The sequence below is a fragment of the Leptotrichia sp. HMT-225 genome (assembly GCF_030644325.1).
GTDB lineage: Bacteria > Fusobacteriota > Fusobacteriia > Fusobacteriales > Leptotrichiaceae > Leptotrichia > Leptotrichia massiliensis.
In genome coordinates this window covers 1,063,081-1,084,955 of sequence record NZ_CP130323.1, presented here as the reverse complement: position 1 = coordinate 1,084,955, position 21,875 = coordinate 1,063,081, and the positions used below count along the sequence as shown (strand labels likewise).

18 protein-coding genes and 1 pseudogene are annotated in these 21,875 nt (G+C 27.5%); 1 reads left to right on the top strand and 18 read right to left on the bottom strand.

All coding sequences use genetic code 11. The annotated features are described in order from the left end of the window. Window positions 1-26 precede the first annotated feature (26 nt). From QU666_RS05375 to QU666_RS05315, 13 genes are all read right to left on the bottom strand, one after another. A complete protein-coding gene (locus tag QU666_RS05375; RefSeq protein ID WP_304984881.1) occupies window positions 27-842 on the bottom strand; it encodes an FHA domain-containing protein in 816 nt (271 codons plus the stop codon). 90 nt (window positions 843-932) lie between these two features. Further along, window positions 933-1,397 carry a DnaJ domain-containing protein gene (locus QU666_RS05370; RefSeq protein WP_021768744.1) on the bottom strand — a complete coding sequence of 155 codons (465 nt, stop codon included), beginning with the start codon at window positions 1,395-1,397 and terminating at the stop codon, window positions 933-935. 29 nt (window positions 1,398-1,426) lie between these two features. Then, on the bottom strand, window positions 1,427-1,885 hold the full coding sequence (locus QU666_RS05365) for a hypothetical protein (protein ID WP_021768745.1): 459 nt from the start codon (window positions 1,883-1,885) through the stop codon (window positions 1,427-1,429). A 418-nt stretch (window positions 1,886-2,303) separates the two neighbouring features. Continuing rightward, the gene (locus tag QU666_RS05360; RefSeq protein ID WP_304984880.1) at window positions 2,304-2,633 is read right to left on the bottom strand and encodes a hypothetical protein; all 330 of its coding nucleotides are present in this window, start codon (window positions 2,631-2,633) and stop codon (window positions 2,304-2,306) included. A gap of 428 nt (window positions 2,634-3,061) precedes the next feature. Next, window positions 3,062-3,880 carry a hypothetical protein gene (locus QU666_RS05355; RefSeq protein ID WP_021769113.1) on the bottom strand — a complete coding sequence of 273 codons (819 nt, stop codon included), beginning with the start codon at window positions 3,878-3,880 and terminating at the stop codon, window positions 3,062-3,064. A gap of 623 nt (window positions 3,881-4,503) precedes the next feature. Continuing rightward, the gene (locus tag QU666_RS05350) at window positions 4,504-5,397 is read right to left on the bottom strand and encodes a hypothetical protein (protein ID WP_304984879.1); all 894 of its coding nucleotides are present in this window, start codon (window positions 5,395-5,397) and stop codon (window positions 4,504-4,506) included. 37 nt (window positions 5,398-5,434) lie between these two features. Beyond that, the gene (locus QU666_RS05345) at window positions 5,435-6,217 is read right to left on the bottom strand and encodes a hypothetical protein (RefSeq protein WP_021768435.1); all 783 of its coding nucleotides are present in this window, start codon (window positions 6,215-6,217) and stop codon (window positions 5,435-5,437) included. A gap of 67 nt (window positions 6,218-6,284) precedes the next feature. Further along, window positions 6,285-6,722 carry a hypothetical protein gene (locus QU666_RS05340; RefSeq protein WP_021768434.1) on the bottom strand — a complete coding sequence of 146 codons (438 nt, stop codon included), beginning with the start codon at window positions 6,720-6,722 and terminating at the stop codon, window positions 6,285-6,287. Window positions 6,723-6,763: 41 nt separating this feature from the next. Further along, window positions 6,764-8,929 carry a hypothetical protein gene (locus QU666_RS05335; protein WP_021768433.1) on the bottom strand — a complete coding sequence of 722 codons (2,166 nt, stop codon included), beginning with the start codon at window positions 8,927-8,929 and terminating at the stop codon, window positions 6,764-6,766. A 323-nt stretch (window positions 8,930-9,252) separates the two neighbouring features. Then, window positions 9,253-9,429 (bottom strand): hypothetical protein, encoded by a 177-nt coding sequence (locus QU666_RS05330; protein WP_021768432.1) that lies wholly within the window; start codon window positions 9,427-9,429, stop codon window positions 9,253-9,255. Window positions 9,430-9,474: 45 nt separating this feature from the next. Continuing rightward, window positions 9,475-9,903 (bottom strand): IS3 family transposase, encoded by a 429-nt coding sequence (locus QU666_RS05325; RefSeq protein WP_304984878.1) that lies wholly within the window; start codon window positions 9,901-9,903, stop codon window positions 9,475-9,477. Window positions 9,904-9,939: 36 nt separating this feature from the next. Then, window positions 9,940-10,215, bottom strand: coding sequence for an IS3 family transposase (locus QU666_RS05320; protein WP_304984877.1), 276 nt, complete (start codon window positions 10,213-10,215; stop codon window positions 9,940-9,942). Window positions 10,216-10,367: 152 nt separating this feature from the next. Next, a complete protein-coding gene (locus QU666_RS05315; protein WP_304984876.1) occupies window positions 10,368-10,685 on the bottom strand; it encodes a transposase in 318 nt (105 codons plus the stop codon). Between the two features lie 263 nt (window positions 10,686-10,948). On the opposite strand from QU666_RS05315, the gene QU666_RS05310 reads away from it, so the two are divergent. After that, complete coding sequence (locus QU666_RS05310) at window positions 10,949-11,209, top strand: hypothetical protein (RefSeq protein WP_026745688.1); 261 nt, start codon at window positions 10,949-10,951, stop codon at window positions 11,207-11,209. 31 nt (window positions 11,210-11,240) lie between these two features. On the opposite strand, the gene QU666_RS05305 is transcribed toward QU666_RS05310, so the two are convergent. The 5 genes and pseudogenes from QU666_RS05305 to QU666_RS05285 all read right to left on the bottom strand — a co-directional run. After that, window positions 11,241-13,847, bottom strand: coding sequence for a DEAD/DEAH box helicase family protein (locus tag QU666_RS05305; RefSeq protein WP_021769901.1), 2,607 nt, complete (start codon window positions 13,845-13,847; stop codon window positions 11,241-11,243). Continuing rightward, entirely contained in the window at window positions 13,847-14,338 is a 492-nt protein-coding gene (locus QU666_RS05300) for a hypothetical protein (RefSeq protein WP_021769902.1), read from the bottom strand. Before QU666_RS05300 ends, QU666_RS05305 begins: the two co-directional genes overlap by 1 nt. Then, entirely contained in the window at window positions 14,332-16,230 is a 1,899-nt protein-coding gene (locus QU666_RS05295) for a site-specific DNA-methyltransferase (RefSeq protein WP_021769903.1), read from the bottom strand. Before QU666_RS05295 ends, QU666_RS05300 begins: the two co-directional genes overlap by 7 nt. A 4-nt stretch (window positions 16,231-16,234) precedes the next feature. Beyond that, window positions 16,235-16,504: a hypothetical protein gene (locus tag QU666_RS05290; protein ID WP_021769904.1), complete on the bottom strand. Its 270-nt coding sequence runs from the start codon at window positions 16,502-16,504 to the stop codon at window positions 16,235-16,237. A gap of 324 nt (window positions 16,505-16,828) precedes the next feature. Continuing rightward, window positions 16,829-21,850: pseudogene (locus QU666_RS05285) on the bottom strand (helicase-related protein); the annotation flags it as partial. Between the last annotated feature and the right edge of the window lie 25 nt (window positions 21,851-21,875).

Genomic DNA, 21,875 nt, shown 5'->3' with positions numbered 1-21,875 from the left:
CTTAACCTACTTCCTTGAATAAATCATTATTTCAACAATATTTTTGTTGTTGCTAAATATATTATGTCTCCACTTTCAACTTTTACAGGTACATTTCTTTTTAATTTTATTTTTCTTCTGTCATCTTTCTTTTCTATTCCGCTTCCATTTTGCGAACCTAAATCTTCATAGTACCAAACTCCATTTACTCTGTTCAACATTCCATGAGCCCTGCTTACCAAATTTGAATATACTCCTTCACTCACGTCTATATCCACCTTGTTTCTAGGCGTTCTTTTCCCTATCAGCAATGAAGTCGCTCTTCCAATCTTCCATACTTTAATATCATAGTCATCTGAATTTTTTAAAATTATATTTTCAATTTGATTCTTTTCAACTTCCTCTATTTCTTTTACTTTATCCAAAAATACGTGATGTTCTCTTTCACGCTCGTGCTTTATTTCCTTTATCTCATCATGCACTTCCACTTTTTCCTTAAATCTTTCTACTATAAGAAGATACAATGTTAGTGCTATAAATATAAAAATTGCGATATACAGACTTTTCACAGAATAACCAGCCATATGAATATACACAAAAGTAAAAAATAGTATAATCAAAATTATTATATTTTTTAAATTGAAAAAGTTGTACTGTCTTTCCCCTCTGGCAGCCATCTGTCTTTTTTCATATTTTCTAATTCCCTTATCAACCGACATTGAAGTATTTTCTTTTTCTTTTTTTGAAGTTGAAGTCGCACCTCTTCTCAAACTTTCAACTCGATACAAACTGCTTCTTCCAGAAAATACATTAAAAATTCGACTTCTAATTCTACTGAAAAAACTTTTTATTCTCCAAAGCATTTTATTATTTCCTTTCTTTCTAAAATTAAATCTAAATTCTAATTTTACAATTTATCATATTTTAAATTTTTTATTTACAATCTAACTATCTTATTTATTCTTTTTAGGCTTAAAAAAGTTCTCAAAACTTTGTTCCATGCTTTTTTTATGTTCCCTCATTTTATCCTTATCAGAACTGCTCATATTATTCACATCAAAAGCACTTTCAAACATGTTCTTTATATCATTTGGATTTGCTGAAAAATTACGGAAAAATGCTTCAGCTCCCCTTTTAGCTGATTCACTGTTCTGCTCTGCCCTGCTTGATTCCTTTTCACCAAATCTTTGACTTCCAGCATTTCCCTTATTCTTCCTTTTTTCATCGTATTCTTTTCTTTTATTCTCATCTCCAAGTATTTCATACGCCTCGCTGATTGCCTTAAACATTTCTTCAGCTTTCTTATCATCAGGATTCCTGTCTGGATGATATTTCATGGCTAATTTTCTGTATTTGGCCTTTATCTCTTTTGCATCAGCATCTTCTGAAACAACTAGTATTTTATAATAATCTGTCATAATAAAAACTCCACTCTCTTTTTAATTTATTAAAATTCATTACCTTTTAACATTCTTACATACATATTTAACAAAACAAAACCAAGACTTTCTGATACTTGTAAATTTTTACTTACATAAATTTGTTTTAATTCGTTATTTTTTAAATCATATATTTTTAATGCTTCATAATAACCATTTTTACTTGTAAAATATATTTTTACAAATTTTTTTTCTTTACTTTGTAATTTTACAAATTCTTTTATTCTATTTGCTAATAAATCCATACTTTCATTATCAATAGAATTTTTAATTTGAACATTAATAATTTCATCTAAATCTTTTAGACTCCCTTCATTTTCATAATAAGAACTATAAGGATTTATTGCATCTTTTTCAATTATTTCTACTTCATTAACCATTGGCATTTTTTCTATTATTTTTCTTAACTCCTTATTATTCTTTGTATAAATAATATCTGTGCTATATACAATTTTTCTTGGTTCCATATAAAAATTTGTTAAAAAATATAAAAAAAATTTTCCACAAAAAAAACTCAATATTAATAAAAATATTTTTCTAAAATCTTTTATTTTTATAAAAGGTTTTACGATAATTATAATTTCGAATAAAGTTAATATTATCAAAATAATTAAAATATATGTATTAAATTTTTTATTCCAATCCCTAAAACTTGAATAATTTATTAACAAACATGTAAATCCAAATATAAAAACTACAAAATATTCATTGAATTTTTCTTTTCTAGTAAAAATTTTAGTAAAAAATATAAAAGATAAAATTAAATTTATTAGTAACCAAAATCCTGTTAAAGTATTTGAATAACTATTAAAAAGCAATTGTATATTTCTAATTAACGTAATTATATACAATGTATTGTATATGTTTTTTTTCATTATTCTCACCCTATTTTAAATTTATTCCATCCTCATTAAATCCTGTTTGTTTTAAATTTAAGACAAAATATCTTTCTCCAGTCCCAACACTAAAATCCTGATTATAGCTATACACATACATCTTAGGAAAATACAACTCAAACGTCTTTCCTCCCCCTAAATCTGTCTGAACCATTACATCCCTAGTCGATTTTTCATCTCCATAAGTCATTGCCCACATTGACAGTTCTTTTACATTTTCTTTATTCTGATCATACAAATTACTTTCTCCGAAATTTCCAAGTCCTCCAAACATTCCTTTCAGGCTGTTTCCTATTCCATTTGTAAACGAATTTGTCATTGGCAGTGTTGAGCTTACTCCTAAAACTTGAGAAACAAGTTTGCTTTTGCTGTTGCATCAGCATCTTCTGAAATACCTAGTATTTTATAATAATTTATCATAATAAAAATTCTCCCTTAGTTATTCTATTTAGTCATTTGTAAAAGTCTAAAATTTCTAATAATTACAATGCTTTTACAGTTCTAATTTTTACTATTTTTCTCCAGTATTTTTGCTATAAAATTTTAATATTTTAGATAAAAACACTGTATTTATTGAGTTTTTATATTATTACTTTTACAATCGCCTATTATTCTATTGCTAATTTATACTTAGCATCTTTTTATAAGCCATCTTGATATTTTACAGCTCAATAAATCAAAGCATTTTTCAAATTTTCCATTCTTTTTCATAAATTCTTTAAAATTAAATTTAACAAATTATATAATCTAATAAAAATATACTTCCCTATCAACAAAAAAAGTTAAAAATGGTTTAGCTAGCCCTTCTTTTTCAAATTTTTTAAATGCTGCCGTCTCAACTACAACCGTAAAGGGCTTATTTACATCACTACTCATTTTAAAAAAATATGTGTCGTTATTTCCCCAGTTATATTCATCAAATAAAACAAACATAACACGAAAAGATCTAAAAAATGGATTAATATCATACACATTGCCAAATAAATAATTCCCATCACCTATAGCATAAAAAAAATCTCTATTTTGAAAATCAAATGATCCATAAGTTAATCCTAAAAAACTCACTTCTTCATATTGATATAATTCTTTTATTTTTTTTATAGCTTGCTCTTTTTTTAGTGTTCTAAATTTTTCATGAATTTTTTCTTTAAAAAACTTTACCATCTTATCAGCTTTAATTTTTGAATCACCCATTAAAGAAAGATTATAACCATAAAATATTAAATAATCCATTTTTTCTGCAGCTGTTCCGAAATATCTTTTTGAAATATCAAAAAGAATTGTTCTTGTCCTAAAAAATTCTTCAAAATGAGTTGCCATTCCTCCCAATTCAAAATTTAACCTAGTTTTGGCACTTAAATAATAATCTAAACATATTCCAGAAACAGAACCACCCAATCTTAAAATATTTATTTTTTTTTTCAATTTTTCTATCTGTTCTTTGCTATTATTATTTTTTTTCAATATTAATAAAGCATCATTTGAAATTTTTAAATCTTTAATTTGATCAAAACCTTTTCCACTTCTTTTTACAAATTTTTTTCCCATATCCGTTCTTTTTGCCATTTTACAACCTCATTCCTAAAAATATATAATTCTTATTTTTAATAAAATAAGTATTATTAGTAAAAGATAACTCTGTATATATTTTGTATTCTTTTTGCTAAAATTAAAAATTATTATTCCTACTATCCAACAATCTAATAAATATGGAGAATATATCATATCTAAAAAAACAATTGAATCAATCCAATTTTTATTATAAATTTTTTTTATATAAAATATATTTTGAAAAACAATCATAATTATCAAACTTATAAAAAAATATAATTTTAATAATATATTTCCTTTTATCTTGGCAGAGTAAACCATTCCTATTATAAAAAATATTGAAAATATAATTTTTACTTTATTAAAATTATTATAAAAATTTTCTAATTCAGTAAATAATCCTAATCCTGACTCTCTTAATAAATAAAAAATTATTGTCATCTGGAATAGCCATAATTCAATATCAAATTTTATTTTTTTTCTTCCATGTTTCAGTGACATAATAGTAGCTATTGCCATCAAATTTAATACTACACTAAAATATTCAATTTTAATTATTAATGATATGAAAAATCCCAAAATTACAAAAATTATTATTTTTTTCCCCATAGATTTCTCCTCTAATCGATAAATAGTAACTACTTTAATTTTATATTTTCCTCATTAAATCCAGTTTGTTTCAATTCTATAATAAAATGCCCTTCTCCCATTCTAGTGTTAAATTCTTGTTCAAAATTATAAACATACATTTTAGGAAAATACAATTCAAACGTCTTTCCTCCCCCTAAATCTGTCTGCACCATTACATCCCTAGTTGATTTTTCATCTCCGTAAGTCATTGCCCACATTGACAGTTCTTTTACATTTTCTTTATTTTGATCATATAAATTACTTTCTCCAAAATTTCCAAGTCCTCCAAACATTCCTTTTAGACTGTTTCCGATTCCATTTGTAAATGCATTTGTCATTGGCAGTGTTGAACTTACTCCTAATACTTGTGAAACAAGTTTGCTTTTACTGCTTTCTTTTGTTTTTTTTGCGACTGATTCAGTAATTCCGCTTGATGATAAGAGGTTGCTACTTAATGAGGCTTCTGGAAGTTCTTCTCCTGCTTCATTATCTTTGTCAAATAAGTGTTTTACACTTTTATATTGGTTAAATAATGTTCCCATACCAAGTGTTCCCATTATTCCGCTGACTATTCCTTCACCTTCATCTTCGGGACTATTGTTTTCTGAAGCTGTGGGAAGTAGTCTTCCTACAATTCTTAATGTTACTTGGCTTTGAGAAGCACTCATCGTTTCACCATATATTGGGTTTGTGCTGTAAGATACTTCCAGTATTTCATCACTTGAAAGAATTACTCCGCCTTGCTGTGTCAGTCCTCCCATTGCATTTGAAATTGGATTTTTATTTTCTCCATTTGATACAAAGTTCATCGCCACACTTGGAACTGAAACGTTGCCTAAGCCTCCAAATGGATTATTTGATGTATTGTTACTTCCTCCAGCTATACTCACTCTAAATTTCATAATTTTTCCTCCTGTTTATTTCTTTTATTTAAATTTTTTATTCTACTATTATTTTTCTAGGTATTATTCGTTTTTTCTCAACTTTTTTTCTTTCTGTTCCTAAATTATCTAATATTGTCAATAAATGTCTGAACATTTGTTCATTTGTATAATTTTCATCTGTCAAATTAAGTTTTGCATTTATATATGAAGTTATAACATCTCGTTCTATAACATCCTGCTGTAGACAAGTTACATAGAAATTTATATCAAAAATATCAAGATTTTCCTTTTTTGAAACTTCCTTTCCCCATAATTTTAATACATATGGATGAAAAGTACCCCATTCATGTGCCGAAGAGTATTTTGTATTTATAATTTCCATCAAGTTAAAATCTCTTCTTAAATCTCTGAAATTTTGATAATCATTTCTCAATTCAGCCCCTTCTCTTGTAATAAACCTTGTTATCTCAATTTCATCTTCATTAATATTTTCCCCAAGTTCCAGCACAAAACGTCCTTCCCTTACATAATATTTTCTTTCTTCTATATCTGACACTAATTTAAGTTTTAATATATACCGTTCCTCTTGTTTTGGCATATCAAATATATAATCTTCCTTCATCCAAAAAAGTTCCCCGTTACATTTTGCCATTCCTTTTGTAATTGTCACTATTCTCTCGCTATAATTGGGTATCAAGTCGAACCCTTTTATTATTCCATTACTTTTGTCAGAATACATCAAGCTCAACACTTCAAGCGGGTTATCCCTTAATAAATCTAAATCTTCCTTTTCCAGCACATTCCCTTTTTTAAAAACTGGATATTTATTTATAAACATTATTTTTGTAATTTCCTCCTATAAAAATAAAAGAGATAGACGGGATTGTCTACCTCCTTGTGTTACATTATGCTTCCTGAGCAGCATATCCACCTTCAATTGCAACTTCCTTAACTTTCTCTTTTTTCTGTTTGATTTTCAATGAGAATGTTCCAGTTCCTGCCTGATTTCCATAGGCCTCTTCGTAATCAACAACAAACGCATTTGTCATATCAATTTTTCTTACCATTTGTCCTGCAGATATTACCTCTAATGATACAGTTCTGTAGGCATCGCTTGATTCAGCAGGGACTAATGACCATTGAGCAACCTTTCTTGTATCATCTTCAGCATCTCCATTTGCAGCTGCCAAAATTTTCCCTTTAATTTCAATAATAATTCCCAAATCAGTTGCTCTTGCGTTTGAATCATCAGGTGATTCTGAAAGAAATTTAACATCCAAGATGCTTTCCTTTTCTAATAAAATTTCTTCTCCTTGTCCTTTTACATTCAATCTAAATCCCATAAAAGTCCTCCTTTATATATAATTTTTGTTACTAAACATAATTAATTTTTGTTAATTTCAACTTGTAAATTCTTAACATTTCCTGCAAATGTTATATTTAACTGACATATCCCATTTTCTTCATCAATTGTATGTGTAATGTCATCACCTTTTTGCATTATTCCATTTACAAATTTTAAGTCTTTTGTCCATATTGATTTTTGACTTTCTGGATTTGTACTAAAGAACATATTTAATTTATCTTCTTTAAAGTCAGTTGTAACAAATCTTAAAGTTCTTTCAATGAATGTTGTTGTTAAAGTTTTATACAATGATTCATAAGTTCCTTCTGGATTTCTTGCTAATGTTCTTGCCTTATAAACAACAATATTTTTTATTTTTTCTTTTTGCATATGTGCAGAATCAGATGAAAATATGAATCCGTAATTAAACTGATTGATTCTATCTTTTATTGTATTTGTAAATCCTGAAATTTCTTTTGACATAGTAGTTCTTGCTTTATATGAATTATCTTCAGCTTCTATATCAAATCTTACTCCTGGATATACTGGTGATACATTTTTGAATCTATCTTTTAAGAAATTAGGACATTGACTGGCTGCTGTTATTCCTGCCGCAACATAAGAAGAATCAACATATACTCCTTCTATCCAGAATTTCAACAAATCTTCCTTATCTTTTGATAATTCAGCACCAACTTCTTCTTGATATTTCATTTTAAAGTCTAACACTACGCCAGACTTGTCTTTTGGTATTATTGTAAAATTCGGTATTGAAGGTATTAGATATTCTGAATAAGGTTGATCCTCAAGAGTTTTAGTTTTTTCTATGTATTTATCAACACCCATAGTTGCCAAATTATCAAATGATGTTTCATAAGTTCCTTCAAAATTAAAAAATACTTGTATTTTATATTTACCTAAAACTGTCATCAGGTTTGTTAAACTTTCTATTGTATTCTTTTCAATTTTCTCTTCAGCCTTAGTTCCTTTAAATCTTTCTCTTACTTTCTTTTTACCTTTTTCCACATCTAAATCCACATTTGGATATATTCCAAACCAAATTGTATTGTCAAAATCATTTTTTGCATTGACTGTATTTAAGAATGCCTGCAACCTTTCTTTGTTTCCAGCTTTAACAATCATTTCAGGTTTTATATTTGTTATTAATAATGTTGGTTTCATTAACGACACTTTAGTATCATACTGTTCAAAGAACATTTTTATACCTAACAATTTTTCTATCAATGGTTTTGCAATTTTTACAAAATCTTCCTGAGCTGATTTATAAAAAGCCAAGTAATTATTATAATTTTCAACTTCCTGCACTGGATCAATTTCGACAATTCCTTTTGCTAAAGGTACAAATGTTCTTACAACTAAATCACTTATGTATTGGTTTGGTTCTTCTGAAATACTTTCGTAATCATCTCTAAATGCCTCAACTAATTCTGTTGTATGTTTTTCCTCTACTAAAGTTAATGCTCTTGATTCTTCCTGTTTGTATTCTATAACTTCAAGCTCTCCCTTATCTCCAACTTGAAGCATTCCCAATTTAATCTTTTCAGATTTTGCATTATTTTCATCATGTCCAATAAGAAGTCTTGTTTTTATATCTTCAATAGCTAGCGGAAGCATTCCTAAAACATTACTATAATTTTTTGAAGCCTCTTCAAACTTTTCATTAAGTTTATCTCCTAGTTCCAATTTTTTAGGATTTTCATCATCAAGTTCCTCGTATTTATTATATACATATGCAATTTCTTTTCTTGTCTGTTTTATATCTTCAATTACTTTTTTTGGAGATATTAACTCTAAAATATTTTCAAATTTGAAGTCTACGTTTCTATTTCCTTGTGATTTTCTAGCTTCAATAAGAGTATTTAACATTTTGAAAAACGTATTGCCGTTATCAATTTTGATTTCAGTTATTAGTTCTTCTGGTATTCCTTCAGGCTTTTTCAAAATATACTTTATACTTTGAGTTTCCGCATTATAATAACTGTAAACTTTTGGCTCAAACTTTGCTAAAAATTCATCAAAACTGCTTACTAACAAATGCTTATTAATTTCAAGTATTCTTTCATCATCAAGTGAATCCATCTCTCGTGCATCATCAATCAAAGTTATTAAATCCATTTTTTCTGGATTAACTTCTTCAAATAGAATCGTTCTATTTGTCTGATTAATAAAATTTTTAGTTGTCATCTATCCTAATTCCTTTCATACATATTTTTTTACAAATACCAAACATATCTTTTGTAAATTATACTTATTTTTTATATTTTTGTCAAGAAATTTTAATTTTATTCAGGAAAAACGCATGAAATAATTATTAAATTTTAAATATATATATAATCTATGATGCTCCCCTTATTCTTCCTTACAATCTTTTTCACAATTTCCTTCTGTGTTCCCATAGCGTCACCTTTTTATATCTATCAGGTCTAAAAATTTTGGCACAGCTTTTATTTTATTCATCTTGCCATCCACTTTAACCTTATGGCGGAAGAAATAACAGACGATGCTGTTTACTTAACCATCTTTTCTAATATGCTCTTTCTATGAAATCGGATGTTATCCATCACTATTAAAACTTTCTTCCTTAATTTTTTTATATCCTTTAAAAATATTTCCCTGAACCACTCCTCAAAAAACTCACTTTCCATTGTTTTCCTATATATATCTATATTTTCTGGATTTTTCATATATTGATAAAGTTTTTGGAGTGTCCCCCAAAATTTAGACTATTTTTAAGCAATTTCTTTGTTTCCTTTCTTTATGCTTTCTTCATATTCATTCGGACTTGTAAATCCTATTTTACTGTGTATTCTGCTGTTATTATACCATATTTCTATATACTCGTACATTCTACTTCTTAAACTTTCTAGACTTTCAAAGTTTTCATTATGTACATATTCTTTTTTCAATGTTGCATGGAATGATTCTATACAGGCATTATCATAAGGATTTCCTTTTCTGCTGTAAGATATGCTTATGCCTTTTTTTGCACAAAATTTACGATATTCTTTACTCATATACTGGCTTCCATCTGTATGTATTATCAAATCAGTTATATCCCCTCTTTTATATATCGCCATTTTTAAGGTATCGATAACTAATTTTATATCCATAAATTTTCCAACCTTATGTGATATTATTCTTCTGCTGTGCAAATCCATTATACTTGATAAATAGCACCACCCGTCCTTTCTTGTTCAAATATATGTTATATCACTTACCCATTTTTCATTTAATTTTTCTGTATCAAAATTTCTTTTTAAAATATTTCTTGCTGTTTCTTTCATGTCGTCTGATTTGTTATAATTTCTAAATTTTTTATGAATTATTGACTTTATCTGATTTTTCTTCATCAATCTTCTGACTCGTTTTATATTTACTTCTAATCCTAACTTTCTTAGTTTTTTATGAATTCTTACTGCTCCGTAAGTTTTTCTGCTGTCTTGCCATATTGATTTTATTATATCGTACAAAATTTTATTTTCTATATCCCTTTGTGTCTTGACCTCTTTAACCCAGTAGTAATAGCTGCTTTTTTTAATGCCTATTAAATTAATTATTCTTGATTTTGAAACATTAAACTCATTGAATAAAATCTTTACTAATGCGTACTTGTCAACAGTCCTTATTTTTTCATCAATATGGTTGATGCCTTTTTTAATATGTCAATATCTAATTCCTTTTGTTCCAGGTCTTTTTCTAATTTTTTATTTTTATCCATTTCTTGTTGCAGTTTCCTTTTTAAGTCCATGATTTCATTTAAAGCTTCGTTAGCATTGTATTTTTTATCTATGATTCCTTTAAATTCTTTTTCCCATTTTCTGATTGTTGCCGTTGCTACCCCATATTCATTTTCTAATGATTTTTTTGTTCTTCCTTCTTCCAGCAATTCTAAAATTAACATTTTAAATTCATCTGTATACCTTTTACTTCTCTTGTTCATAATCAAATTTCTCTCCTTAACTATATTTTAACAAATAGGAAACTAGTTTTCAAATTATTTGTCCAAGATTTTGGGTACACTCCACTGATTACATTAAATTTTTCAATTATATTAGAAATTGGAAAGTAAAAAACTCTCATTATCCTACATCCTCTAAAGATATTGAGAGTATATTCGTTGAAATATTAACTAAAAAAGTTGATTGGAAAATAAAAGATATACAGAAAAAAGAATTAGAAATATTTAAAACTAATGGAAAATATATGAAATTATTAATAGAAGAAACTAACAAAATGCAATTAGAAACTAATTCTACATTTCAATATAATGAAGAAAACATCAGTTCTCTTAATAAAAGAGAATATTTGTTAAATATTCCTACCAAATATTTATATGAATTAGCAAAAGAATATAAAATACCAAAATACAAAAAACTTGCTAAATGGTCTATTGTTACTATATTACTTAAACAAGAAGATATTAACAGTAAAATTCATAAATTGATTTTTGATTTTAAATTGTAAAAAAAGCCGAATTTCAATTCGGTTTTTTTATTCACTTTAGTACGTTAAACTTAAGCCATGTGTTAATTGCTTCTTCAAATTTTTCCATTCTGTTTTCTTTATTAAAAAATGGAAAACCTATTATTTTATAATTATCAGGAACTGTTTTATCAGTTGTCGCCATATTTTCTATTTCTAAAGAAAATTTTTCTTTCCACATATCATGGTCTAATAAATGCGTACCTTTAGGTTCAATATATCCTTGATAGGTTAAATTTACTCCATTATTTTTCTTCCTTACAAAAAGTAAAAAGTCCGGTTCAAATCTTTCTCCTGCTTCAAACGAATAAATTGCAAGTTCTGGTATTCTCTCATTTCTAATAACATAATATTCTAATTCTTTTTCGTTTAATTTAGGTTCAATCGAAGTTTTGAAATATTTTATAAACAATTTCTCTTCACTTGTACCATAATTATCGTTAAACACATACCAATTTTCATTACTTAAATTAAGTCTATATTCATCGTTTGTACAATGATTTTGTGAAGCCCCTTTGCCCACATCAGTATTTATTTGTTCCATATAAATCTTTTTATCCTTTAATATATCTCTCAACTTTCTAGGTGTAAACTCTGTAGAACCAACAAATTCTTGTTTTAATGAACCCACATAAGAAGAAACTGAAATAAAGGCTTTTTTTAATGCTAAAAATATATCTCTTCCGGAAAGTTCATCAGAAGTATATGTTATTTCTAAAATTGAATTTCCAATAAAGTTATCAGAAGTAAAAAATTCTGTCTTAGAATTTAAGTTGGGATATTTTTTCTTTAGAATATCAAATCGTAACTCTTCAAAATATTCGCTAGTGCCTAATAAAATGTTTAAGTCTATATCTTTGAATTTTATTCTTTTTGTTTTAGCATTTATTGAATTATGATTGTTCGTTTCATCTCCAAATAAGTTAATTACATTACCTTTTCCAGAAAGAGCAGTATAATAATAAATTTTTGTTCTCATACTTGGTTCAATAGTTGTAACACTATCTCTTCCTTTAGGTATTCTTTTATTTGAAAACACATAACTTTTTTTATAAAAATCACTATCTTTAAAATCATCTTTAATCTTATACTCGATCGTAACAGGAGCTTGTGCCTGAAGACCAGTTGCAATCAAAGCCTGTTTTAACTCTGAAATATATTTAGAATCATTTTTACTATGAAAGTACATTGTTTCTAGTATTCTATTTTTATTTTCTAAATCTCCATCATATTTACGTCTAAACTTCAATTCCTCATCTTCATCAATAAATGGGCAGTATCTTGCACCTCTACCAATTAATTGTGCTTCCTTGATTGTATATGTGCTAATTTTTCCACTTGATTGTCTAGTATCATATAAACGAACTATATCAAATAAATTTAATACATCCCAACCTTCATTCAACATATCAACCGCAAATATTGTTCTAATTGGATTGTCTGTGTTTTCCAGTGAATTTACCAATAACTGATTTTCTTTGTTATTATCAGACGAACCATTCATAATAATAGAAGTGTCTTCTGTAAATGAATTTTTTATAGAACATTTTAAAATTTCTAAACTAGCATCTTTTTTTTCAAAATATTTAATAGCTTTATTCAATATATTGATTCCAATTAACTCCAAATTCTTAATTTCATCTGTTGTAAGATTTTTAATGCTTTTAAAAAATTCAACATAAAAACTTTCAGACTCTGATATTTTTTGAGATTTTAACATTATTACAGGTTTTATATTTAACTTTAAATCTGTGAACAGAAATTTTCTGTATTCACTCATTACTAATGCGATTAAAGCTCTAGTCCATAAATCCGTATCTGTTGCAAAATTTTGAAAATCTTTAGTGTATCCACTTTCTCTAAAAGAACTTAAAGGATAGTTAAATATAATTTTATCTTGATATTTTGCAAGAACATTGTTATCTTTTAAATCACAAGTTGCAGTAAATTCGAGCATAATACTATCTCTGTTTCTATGAAAAGCATTCATTACTGAATATTCCCAACTACTTTTTACTAATTCCTCGTCTTTAGTTGGCTTCTTAGTTAGTGAGTTAATATGATGACTTTCATCTGAAATAAACACAACTTTATTGTTTTCAAAATCTTCATAAGTTATAGAATTTTCTTTTGCTTCAAATAAATCCATATGAAATTTTTGAGTAGTTGTAAAAAGTATTTCAATATCATCATCTAATGTATTCCCACTGAAATTATCAACTTTTTTAATTTTGATTTTATTGCCTAAATGTTCAATCACATCATTAAACAAATACTTATTAGAAAGTGTGTTGATAAAATTATCAATCGTCTTCTCAAGTACGTTTGTCTGATTTACAAAAAACAAAAAATTTCTGTACCCTTTTGTGTACAAATAAAGGATAAGAGCTGCCATTATGACGGTTTTTCCACTTCCTGTAGCCATATGAAAAAGTGTATGAATTTGTTTATTTTTTAATAATTTTTCATCTTCGTAATATGATATAAAATTAGTTAGTGCATATTCTTGATAATCACGTAATAATATTCTATTAGAAAGATTTGTTAAAATGCTATTAGGAACGTCTTTACACCCAACAAGCTCTCTATATTGTTCTATTTTATTGTATAAGTATTCCATCAGTCCTCCAAAACAATTCCTGTTTTCCCTGCTTTATCATTTAATTCTCTTAACCATAATTCAAATTCTTTTCTTTTAATATTTTTTTCTTCTATAATCAAATATTCTAAGTGTTTTGGCTTTGTTGTAGATTTAATATAATCATTTATCAAATCTTTTTTAATACCAATTACTTCCATAACTTTCACTAAATCACGGTCTGATTCTCGATCACTATAGTTTATTAAAAATAATTTTCCGTTCAATTCATTCTTTATTTTATACAAAGACAAAAATTTCTTATAATTCCAAGGATAGTATTTTGGGTTGCTGGTGTGTGGATTCATATATCCATTTTCACATTTTAAATATTCAAACAAATACCATTGACCATCCACAAAATAAATTGAATCTATATCAAATCCGTACGTATTATTATTACCCAAACAATCCATTATAAATTTTTTACTAGAATCATCAATTTTAGATATTTTTTTACTATTGCTTAACATGTTCTTTTTCCTCCATAAAATGAGCTGGTAAATTTTTTATCATTTTCAGATACGTTATATCTTGAATCGTCGATATCCGAATCATTAACATATAACTTATTTTTATTAATCAATTTTTTCAATACTATTTTTTTTTCATCAAAATCAAGCTGTTCAAACTCTAAATCTAAATTCTCTAACTCATATCTATTTACATATGGTATTATTCTTTCATCTGTATATATAAGTTTTTTTAAACCATCAATATTACTTTCGTTTGAGTCATCAATCATTTTCATAAGATTTTTAGCATCTTCTAAAATTTCACAATATACAAATGTACCCCCTCCATTCCACTTTGTCTCTTCTGAAATTCCTCCTTTTTCACCTAAAATAACCTTTTTCATACGTTCCAAAGTTATTGATTCAATATAGTTCATTTGTTCTACACCAATATATTTTCTCCTCATCTTATGAGCTACAGCACAAGTTGTACCTGACCCCAAATGGTAATCTAAAACTAGATCGCCTTCTTTTGTAGAAAGTTCTAGAATCTTCTTAATAAACTGTTCTGGTTTTGGATTACTAAAAACATTTTTACCAAATAATTTTTTCAAGTGTTGAGTACCATTAGTTGTTGTTCCTGCATCATCCCAAATAGTTTTAACAACTTTACCTCTTTCTTTTGCCTCGTATAAAAATCTTTTTCTTTGGGGACCCGACTCTCCTGTAGCACCAAAAATAATTCTATTATCCTTTAAAAGTTCTTGAAATTTATCGTAATCATTTTTCCAACTACAACCTTCGTTGGGGAGATATACTTTGCCAGTTTTTGGATTCACTATTTCATACTGTTGATTAGGACGCCAACCTCCTACTTGAAAAGGGTCTGCTTTCCATGGACCTCTTGAATCATTATCTGGATTTGAAAATCCTTCTCCGTTATCTTTAACTCTAAATTCAGTTCTATTTTTAACAAAATAATCTTTATTTTTAAAATAAACTAATGTATGTGTATGTGATACAGATATAATAGCGGTATTAGTAACTGATTTTGTTGAATTCCAAATGATGTCATTCAAATAGTTGTCTGAACCAAAAATATCATCCATTAATACTTTACAATAATGTGCTTCTCTGTCATCCAAACTAACAAAAATAACTCCATCATTTTTTAAGAGCTTTCTTGCTAATTCCAACCTATTTTTCATAAATATAAGCCAAGTAGAATGATTGAAACTATCATTATAATTAAAACTATCATTTCCAGTGTTATATGGCGGATCTATATAAATACATTTTACCTTACCTTCGTATCTTCTTAATAAGCTTGATAATACAATTAAGTTATTCCCTTTTATTATTAAATTGTCATCATCATTAAAAGTGATGTTTTCTTCTACACCATTTTTTGAATATCTTTTAGCTTTGGTAAAGACTTTGGGTGCTAACATTCTGTTTATTTCTTCACTCGCAATAATTTCATTATAAAAAATTTCTTTTCGTTTTTGGTCATCCTTGTCTTGCCCACCTTCAAGTACACAATCTTTGTAAGGGAAGTCTAAAACTACATCATTTGATTTAGAAATATAATTACCATTATGTGTTAGCCCTATTTTATTTATATATCTTGTGTATGAATCAGATAAAAATTCTTTAGACTCTATAAACCATGCAAATTTTTGTTTGTCAAAAATTAAAGTTCCATTAAGGTTTTTAAAAAATCTTTCTTTAACAAGTTCATCACTTAATAATAACGAAAGTAATTGTTCATTCATTGTCATTATATCATTATAAATAGACGTTTTTAACAATTTACCATCTTTTGAAGTGTATTTAGACTCTGTTTTTAGCAAATCTCCTACATATTCAAAAATATTCTTTTTCATTTTTTCTCTATTTTTTGAAATCATACATCTAATATTTCCTTTCTAAAATTTCAATAACTTTATAACCTTTATTAGTAATCATATATTTGCCACGTTTATTGTTAAAAGTGGTTATAAAATCATTATTCCTTAAATCTTTCATTATATTATTTGTTTTTAGTTTTGAATAATGCAGTATATCTGCTATTTCCTGTTGAGATAAAACTACATAATAATCTTCTTTTACCTGTATTTGATTATCATATAAAAATTTAAGTAATTTATATGTATCATTAGCAAACAAATTAAGATTAATCATAAATACACACCTCACAATACAATTATTTCTCGTAATTATTATATCGTATTTACCAAAAATAGTCAATCTGTAATTGTAGTTATAGTGTGTATTTTTAAACTAAAACAGGAAGATAAAACAATTTTGTTTCACTTCCTGTTTTTTGTTAATTTTATCACAAAAACACAATCTAATTCAATGTTATTAGTGTCTATTAATTATCCCTTGATTTTGGGAATATATAATAAATTCTATTCAATCTAAATAAATTACTGTTCTAAAATATAAATTAAATCTAAAAATACAAACTCAAATATTTTTAATCTCTATAAATATTTTTTTATATTATCTCTCAAAATCTTCATTATCCAAATCTTGAACATCCTCCTTTTCCTTAACACTTTCTTTCTCCTTCATCCCTGCTTCTATTAGTTTATTAACCTCACTTAATCTTTTAATCTTTTCTAATAATAAATCTGCTTTTTCAAAAGGCTTATTAACTTCTTCTTTCGCATTGGCAAATTCTTCCCTGTAATTTTCAAGTCTTATCTTTTCTTTCTCCAGATTTTCAGGAATTTTATCTAACAAATTATCTATTCTTGTTATATTTCCAATTGAATCTTTCCCAAAATCAGTATAATATTTTTCTTTGTTTTCCAATACACATTTATATTTTTTCTCATAGAAATCAAAATTTGAAGACAGTTTAAATCCTCTATAACTTCCAATAATTTGAGGCTCATCAGATATTCCAGTACCCTTTATAGCTTTTAAAAGCTCTTCTCCAGCTTCTTTTTTATCATAAATTTTTGTTCCATTAATTTCAATAGATGTAAATTTATCCTCATTATTTGATTTTGGCTCTATTTTAGAAATATCTTCCTTCACATTTTCAATATATTTTTCCATTTTACTAATTTTTGTAGGGTATTCTTTTGTTATTTTGTCCTCAAGGCGATACAGGTTTGACTTGTAATTGGCTTCGAGCATTCTTAACTTATTTACTTCCATATCTAAATCCATTTTTTCCTTAATTAAAGGATTTCCAGTTGCAAGTGCCTTTATTTCAGCATAGTTTAAAGAGCTTTCATCAACATCTTCTGCTACTCTGACTGGAGTTTTTGAAGTCATAATTTGGCTTATAAACTTTTGTTTATTCTCGATAGTTTGCCACAAATAAGCGTCAAATGTATTCTCAGTAACATATCTATAAATCTCTACTTTCTTATTTTCGTTCCCCTGCCTAACTATTCTTCCAGCCCGTTGCTCCAAGTCCGAAGGACGCCATGGCACATCTAAGTCGTGAAGTGCAATTAGTTTTGTCTGTACATTTGTTCCTGCTCCCATTTTTTGTGTTGAACCCAGCAATATTCTTACATCTCCTGTTCTTACTTTTGCAAAAAGTTCATCCTTTTGCTTTTCAGAATTTGCATTATGAATAAATGCTATTTCTTCTTCAGGAATACCTTTATTAATCAATTTTTCTTTTAAATCTTCATAAATATTGAAACTTCCATCATTTTTGGGAGTAGACATATCAGAAAATACAAGCTGTGTAGATTTTTTTTCAACGCTTTCTTTCCATATATTGTAGATATTTTCTACGCAGGCATTTACTTTGCTATTTTCATCATCAGGAAGCATCTCATTTACAATCCTCTGATCTAGTGCAAGCTTTTTACCGTCATTTGTAATTTTTAACATATTGTCTTCTGTTGGTTCCACATTTCTGTTTCTTACTTCTTCTGCTCTTTCTGAAAGACTTTCTAATATTAATTTCTGTTCCTCTGTCGGTTTAGTCAATACTTTTTTGTACTCTACTTCAGGTGTTGGCAAATTTAGCATATCGGCAGTCTGTATATCTGCAAACTGTTTAACATTGTTCATAAGTTCAGGAAGATTGTAGAATTTTGCAAATCTTGTTTTAGTTCTATAGCCATTTCCTTCAGGAGATAATTCAATAGCTGTAACTGTTTCCCCAAATGTGCTTGCCCAAGAATCAAAATTTTGATGTCCTTGTTTTTTAAGTTCATCATACTGTAAATATCTTTGCATTGTATAAAGTTCGGACATAGTGTTGGAAACTGGTGTACCTGTCGCAAACACAACTCCTTTTCCATTTGTTATTTCATCCATATATCTACATTTCATAAACATATCCGACGATTTTAATGCTTCAGTTTGCCCTATTCCAGCTACATTTCTCATTTTAGTGTATAAAAACAAATTTTTAAATGAATGTGCCTCATCTACATACAGCTTATCAACTCCTAATTCTTCAAATGTAACGACATTATCCTTTTTAAAATCATCATTTAATTTTTTTAATCTTACTTCCAGTTTCTTTTTTGTACCTTCAAGCTGTTTTACAGTAAAATTCTGATTATTTTCCTGCTTTAATGTTTGGATATTTTGTATAATTTCATCAATTTCATTTTGTATATGTTTTTGCTGGTAATCCTTGCTCATTGGTATTTTCTCAAACTGAGAATGCCCTATTATTACAGCGTCATATTCCCCAGTTGCAATTCTTCCAATAAATCTCTTTCTATTTTTAGGTTCAAAATCTTTTTTAGTTGCTACAAGAATATTTGCTCCTTGATAAAGTTCCAAAAATTCCCTTCCCAGTTGTTCAGTCAAATGATTAGGGACAACAAACATTGATTTTGTCGCAAGTCCAAGTCTTTTAGATTCCATAGCAGAAGCAACCATTTCAAAAGTTTTTCCTGCTCCCACAACGTGTGCAAGCAGTGTATTTCCACCATACAATGTTCTTGCAACTGCGTTTAATTGATGTGGCCTTAATTTTATTTCAGGATTTATGCCATTAAAGGTAAGATGGCTTCCATCATATTCCCTTAGCCGAATTGAGTTAAATTTTTCATTATATATCTTAGTTAATTCATTCCTTCTTTCAAGATCCTTAAAAATCCAGTCTTTAAAAGCCTGTTTAATAATATCCTGTTTTTGTCCTGCCAGCATAGTTTCCTTCTTATTTAAAATTGCTATTTTTTTACCTTCCGAATCTGTTTCATAGTCAAAAATTTTTGTATCCCTCAAGTTTAGAGAATCTTCTATAAGTTTGTACGCATTTACCCTTTCAGTTCCAAAGGTCATAACAGCAAGGGGATTATCACTATCTATATTCTTATTTTCTATTCTCCATTCGGAAGTGTATTCAGAATAATGAACTTTAATATATGAACTTTTATATGCTGGCGTCTTTAATGTTTCCACAATAAAGTCCTTTATATGATTTTTAGGAACCCAAGTTGCTCCAATTCTGACATTTATCTCGCTTGCTTCAAGTGGTTTAGGCATTACTTCCTGCAATTTTTCTTTTTGAAAATTTAGTATTTCAGGGCTTATTCCTTTTTTTTCTTCATCAGAAAGAGAATTAAATTTGTCAATATATTCTATTTTTTCTCTTATATTGCCACTTAAATATTCATCCTGTGTTACATATTGAAATTCCTGTGGAAAATCTTGATTTATATTAAGAAATATTTCTCCTTTTAAACTGTTAATTAACTCTTCTTTTTTCATACCAGTAAGATCTGTCATATATTCAAAATCCACTTTTGCCTTTTGAGAAATTGAAAGAATTAATGCTTCTTGCGGAGTATCTACTCTATCTATAACTTTTGATTGCTTTATAGTTCTTTTGGAAAAAATATCCCCTTTTTTCTTAAAGTTTCCACGTTCATCAAATATTTCTATTGAAGATAATAAGGAATAATTAGAATCTTCAGTAAATAATCTCGAATTTGCTCTTGAATTTAAGTATCCATGCTTAATAATAAATCCATCATATATTCTATTTAGTTTTTCCTGTTCGATTTTTAGTCTATCATCTGTTTCCCCATCTTTTTGAATCTGAATAACTTTCCTTAATGAAGTTGTCAGTTCTATATATTTTGATATTTTATCCTTATCTCTATCTGATAAATCTTGTAATATCATTTCACTATTTTCTTTAAAATAAATATCGTTATCTTTTTTGAAGAATGAAAAATTTCTTATTTCATAATCTTCATTTTCAACTGCAATTACAGTTTCTTTTTCTTCAGCAAGAGTTTTTTCATAACTTCCTTCTATATTCCCAACTGCTCGTTCTAATTCATCCTTTAAATTACTATTTTCTTTTGGTATACAAGTTAATGTTTTCCCAAAACGTCCACTAACTTCCTCCATTTTTCCTAAAATCATATCAGAATTATCCACAAAATACTTATTGTAGATAAATCCTTCAGAATCAGATTTAACCGCATACCAGTCCTGCTCCTCTTTATTTATATTTTCCCTTTTCTTTAGAAATATAATATCCGATGTTACTTCTGTTCCAGCAACTCCTTTAAATGTATCATTTGGAAGCCTTATTGCTCCCAATAGTTCCGCTCTTTCTCCAATGTATCTTCTCACACTGTCATCCTTTTTATCAAAGGTTCCAGAAGAAGTTATAAAAGCCATAATTCCGCCTTTTTTCACTTTATCCAATGATTTTGCAATAAAGTAGTCGTGTATCATAAAGTTCTGCTTTTCATATTCTCTGTCCATTACCTTAAAATCTCCAAAAGGAACATTTCCTATCACAACATCAAATGAATTGTTGGAAAATTCTGTTTTTTCAAATCCTTTTACTTGAATATTACTTTCAGGATAAAGTTTTTTAGCAATATCTCCGCTGATACTGTCTAGTTCCACACCATATATCTTGGAGTTTTCTAATTCATCAGGTAAATTACCTATAAAATTTCCCACACCACAACTTGGCTCTAAAATATTCCCACCTTCAAATCCAAGTTGCTGTATTCCTTTATAAATGGAATCAACTACTATTTTAGGTGTATAAAAGGCTGTCAATGTACTTGCCTTAGCATTATCATATTCTTCCTGCGTCAAATTTTCTTTTAAAAAATTTCTTGCTTCTTCCCATTGTCCACCTTTGTTTTCATCAAATACATCAGCTAGTCCTCCCCATCCGACATATTTAGAAAGTGCTATCTTTTCATCATCTGCAGCTTCTCTTTCCTTCAAATTTTTTAAAACTTTTATAGCTTCAATATTATTGTTTAGACGCTCTGATGGCAACAGTTTTTCAGATTGGATTTCTTCAGTAATTTTAAAATTTTTAGAAATATTATCTTTACTATTTTCTTTATCTATATAAGGATATATTATTTCATCATTTTCAATAATATTTTCTGTTTCCTTTTCGGGAATAAAATATTGATTTTCATCTATAAGTTCCTGTATCCTTTTTTCTATTTTATCCCAAGACAGGACTACTTTAACTTCATTAGCACTAAAATGGTTTTTATATAACTTCATATTTTGAGAAGTATAAAATGCGTCATCAATAAAATCTCCATGATCGGATATTGAAAATCCG

Excerpts from the sequence above, each read along its gene's own strand:
- QU666_RS05330 (WP_021768432.1), bottom strand. The coding sequence starts at position 9,429 with ATGAAAAATCCAGAAAATATAGATATATATAGGAAAACAATGGAAAGT.
- QU666_RS05370 (WP_021768744.1), bottom strand. The coding sequence starts at position 1,397 with ATGACAGATTATTATAAAATACTAGTTGTTTCAGAAGATGCTGATGCA.
- QU666_RS05295 (WP_021769903.1), bottom strand. The coding sequence starts at position 16,230 with ATGATTTCAAAAAATAGAGAAAAAATGAAAAAGAATATTTTTGAATAT.
- QU666_RS05345 (WP_021768435.1), bottom strand. The coding sequence starts at position 6,217 with ATGTTTATAAATAAATATCCAGTTTTTAAAAAAGGGAATGTGCTGGAA.
- QU666_RS05365 (WP_021768745.1), bottom strand. The coding sequence starts at position 1,885 with ATGGAACCAAGAAAAATTGTATATAGCACAGATATTATTTATACAAAG.
- QU666_RS05300 (WP_021769902.1), bottom strand. The coding sequence starts at position 14,338 with ATGTTAAGCAATAGTAAAAAAATATCTAAAATTGATGATTCTAGTAAA.
- QU666_RS05310 (WP_026745688.1), top strand. The coding sequence starts at position 10,949 with ATGAAATTATTAATAGAAGAAACTAACAAAATGCAATTAGAAACTAAT.
- QU666_RS05350 (WP_304984879.1), bottom strand. The coding sequence starts at position 5,397 with ATGAAATTTAGAGTGAGTATAGCTGGAGGAAGTAACAATACATCAAAT.
- QU666_RS05290 (WP_021769904.1), bottom strand. The coding sequence starts at position 16,504 with ATGATTAATCTTAATTTGTTTGCTAATGATACATATAAATTACTTAAA.
- QU666_RS05375 (WP_304984881.1), bottom strand. The coding sequence starts at position 842 with ATGCTTTGGAGAATAAAAAGTTTTTTCAGTAGAATTAGAAGTCGAATT.
- QU666_RS05335 (WP_021768433.1), bottom strand. The coding sequence starts at position 8,929 with ATGACAACTAAAAATTTTATTAATCAGACAAATAGAACGATTCTATTT.
- QU666_RS05340 (WP_021768434.1), bottom strand. The coding sequence starts at position 6,722 with ATGGGATTTAGATTGAATGTAAAAGGACAAGGAGAAGAAATTTTATTA.
- QU666_RS05315 (WP_304984876.1), bottom strand. The coding sequence starts at position 10,685 with ATGAACAAGAGAAGTAAAAGGTATACAGATGAATTTAAAATGTTAATT.
- QU666_RS05355 (WP_021769113.1), bottom strand. The coding sequence starts at position 3,880 with ATGGCAAAAAGAACGGATATGGGAAAAAAATTTGTAAAAAGAAGTGGA.
- QU666_RS05325 (WP_304984878.1), bottom strand. The coding sequence starts at position 9,903 with ATGGATTTGCACAGCAGAAGAATAATATCACATAAGGTTGGAAAATTT.
- QU666_RS05305 (WP_021769901.1), bottom strand. The coding sequence starts at position 13,847 with ATGGAATACTTATACAATAAAATAGAACAATATAGAGAGCTTGTTGGG.
- QU666_RS05360 (WP_304984880.1), bottom strand. The coding sequence starts at position 2,633 with ATGACAAATTCGTTTACAAATGGAATAGGAAACAGCCTGAAAGGAATG.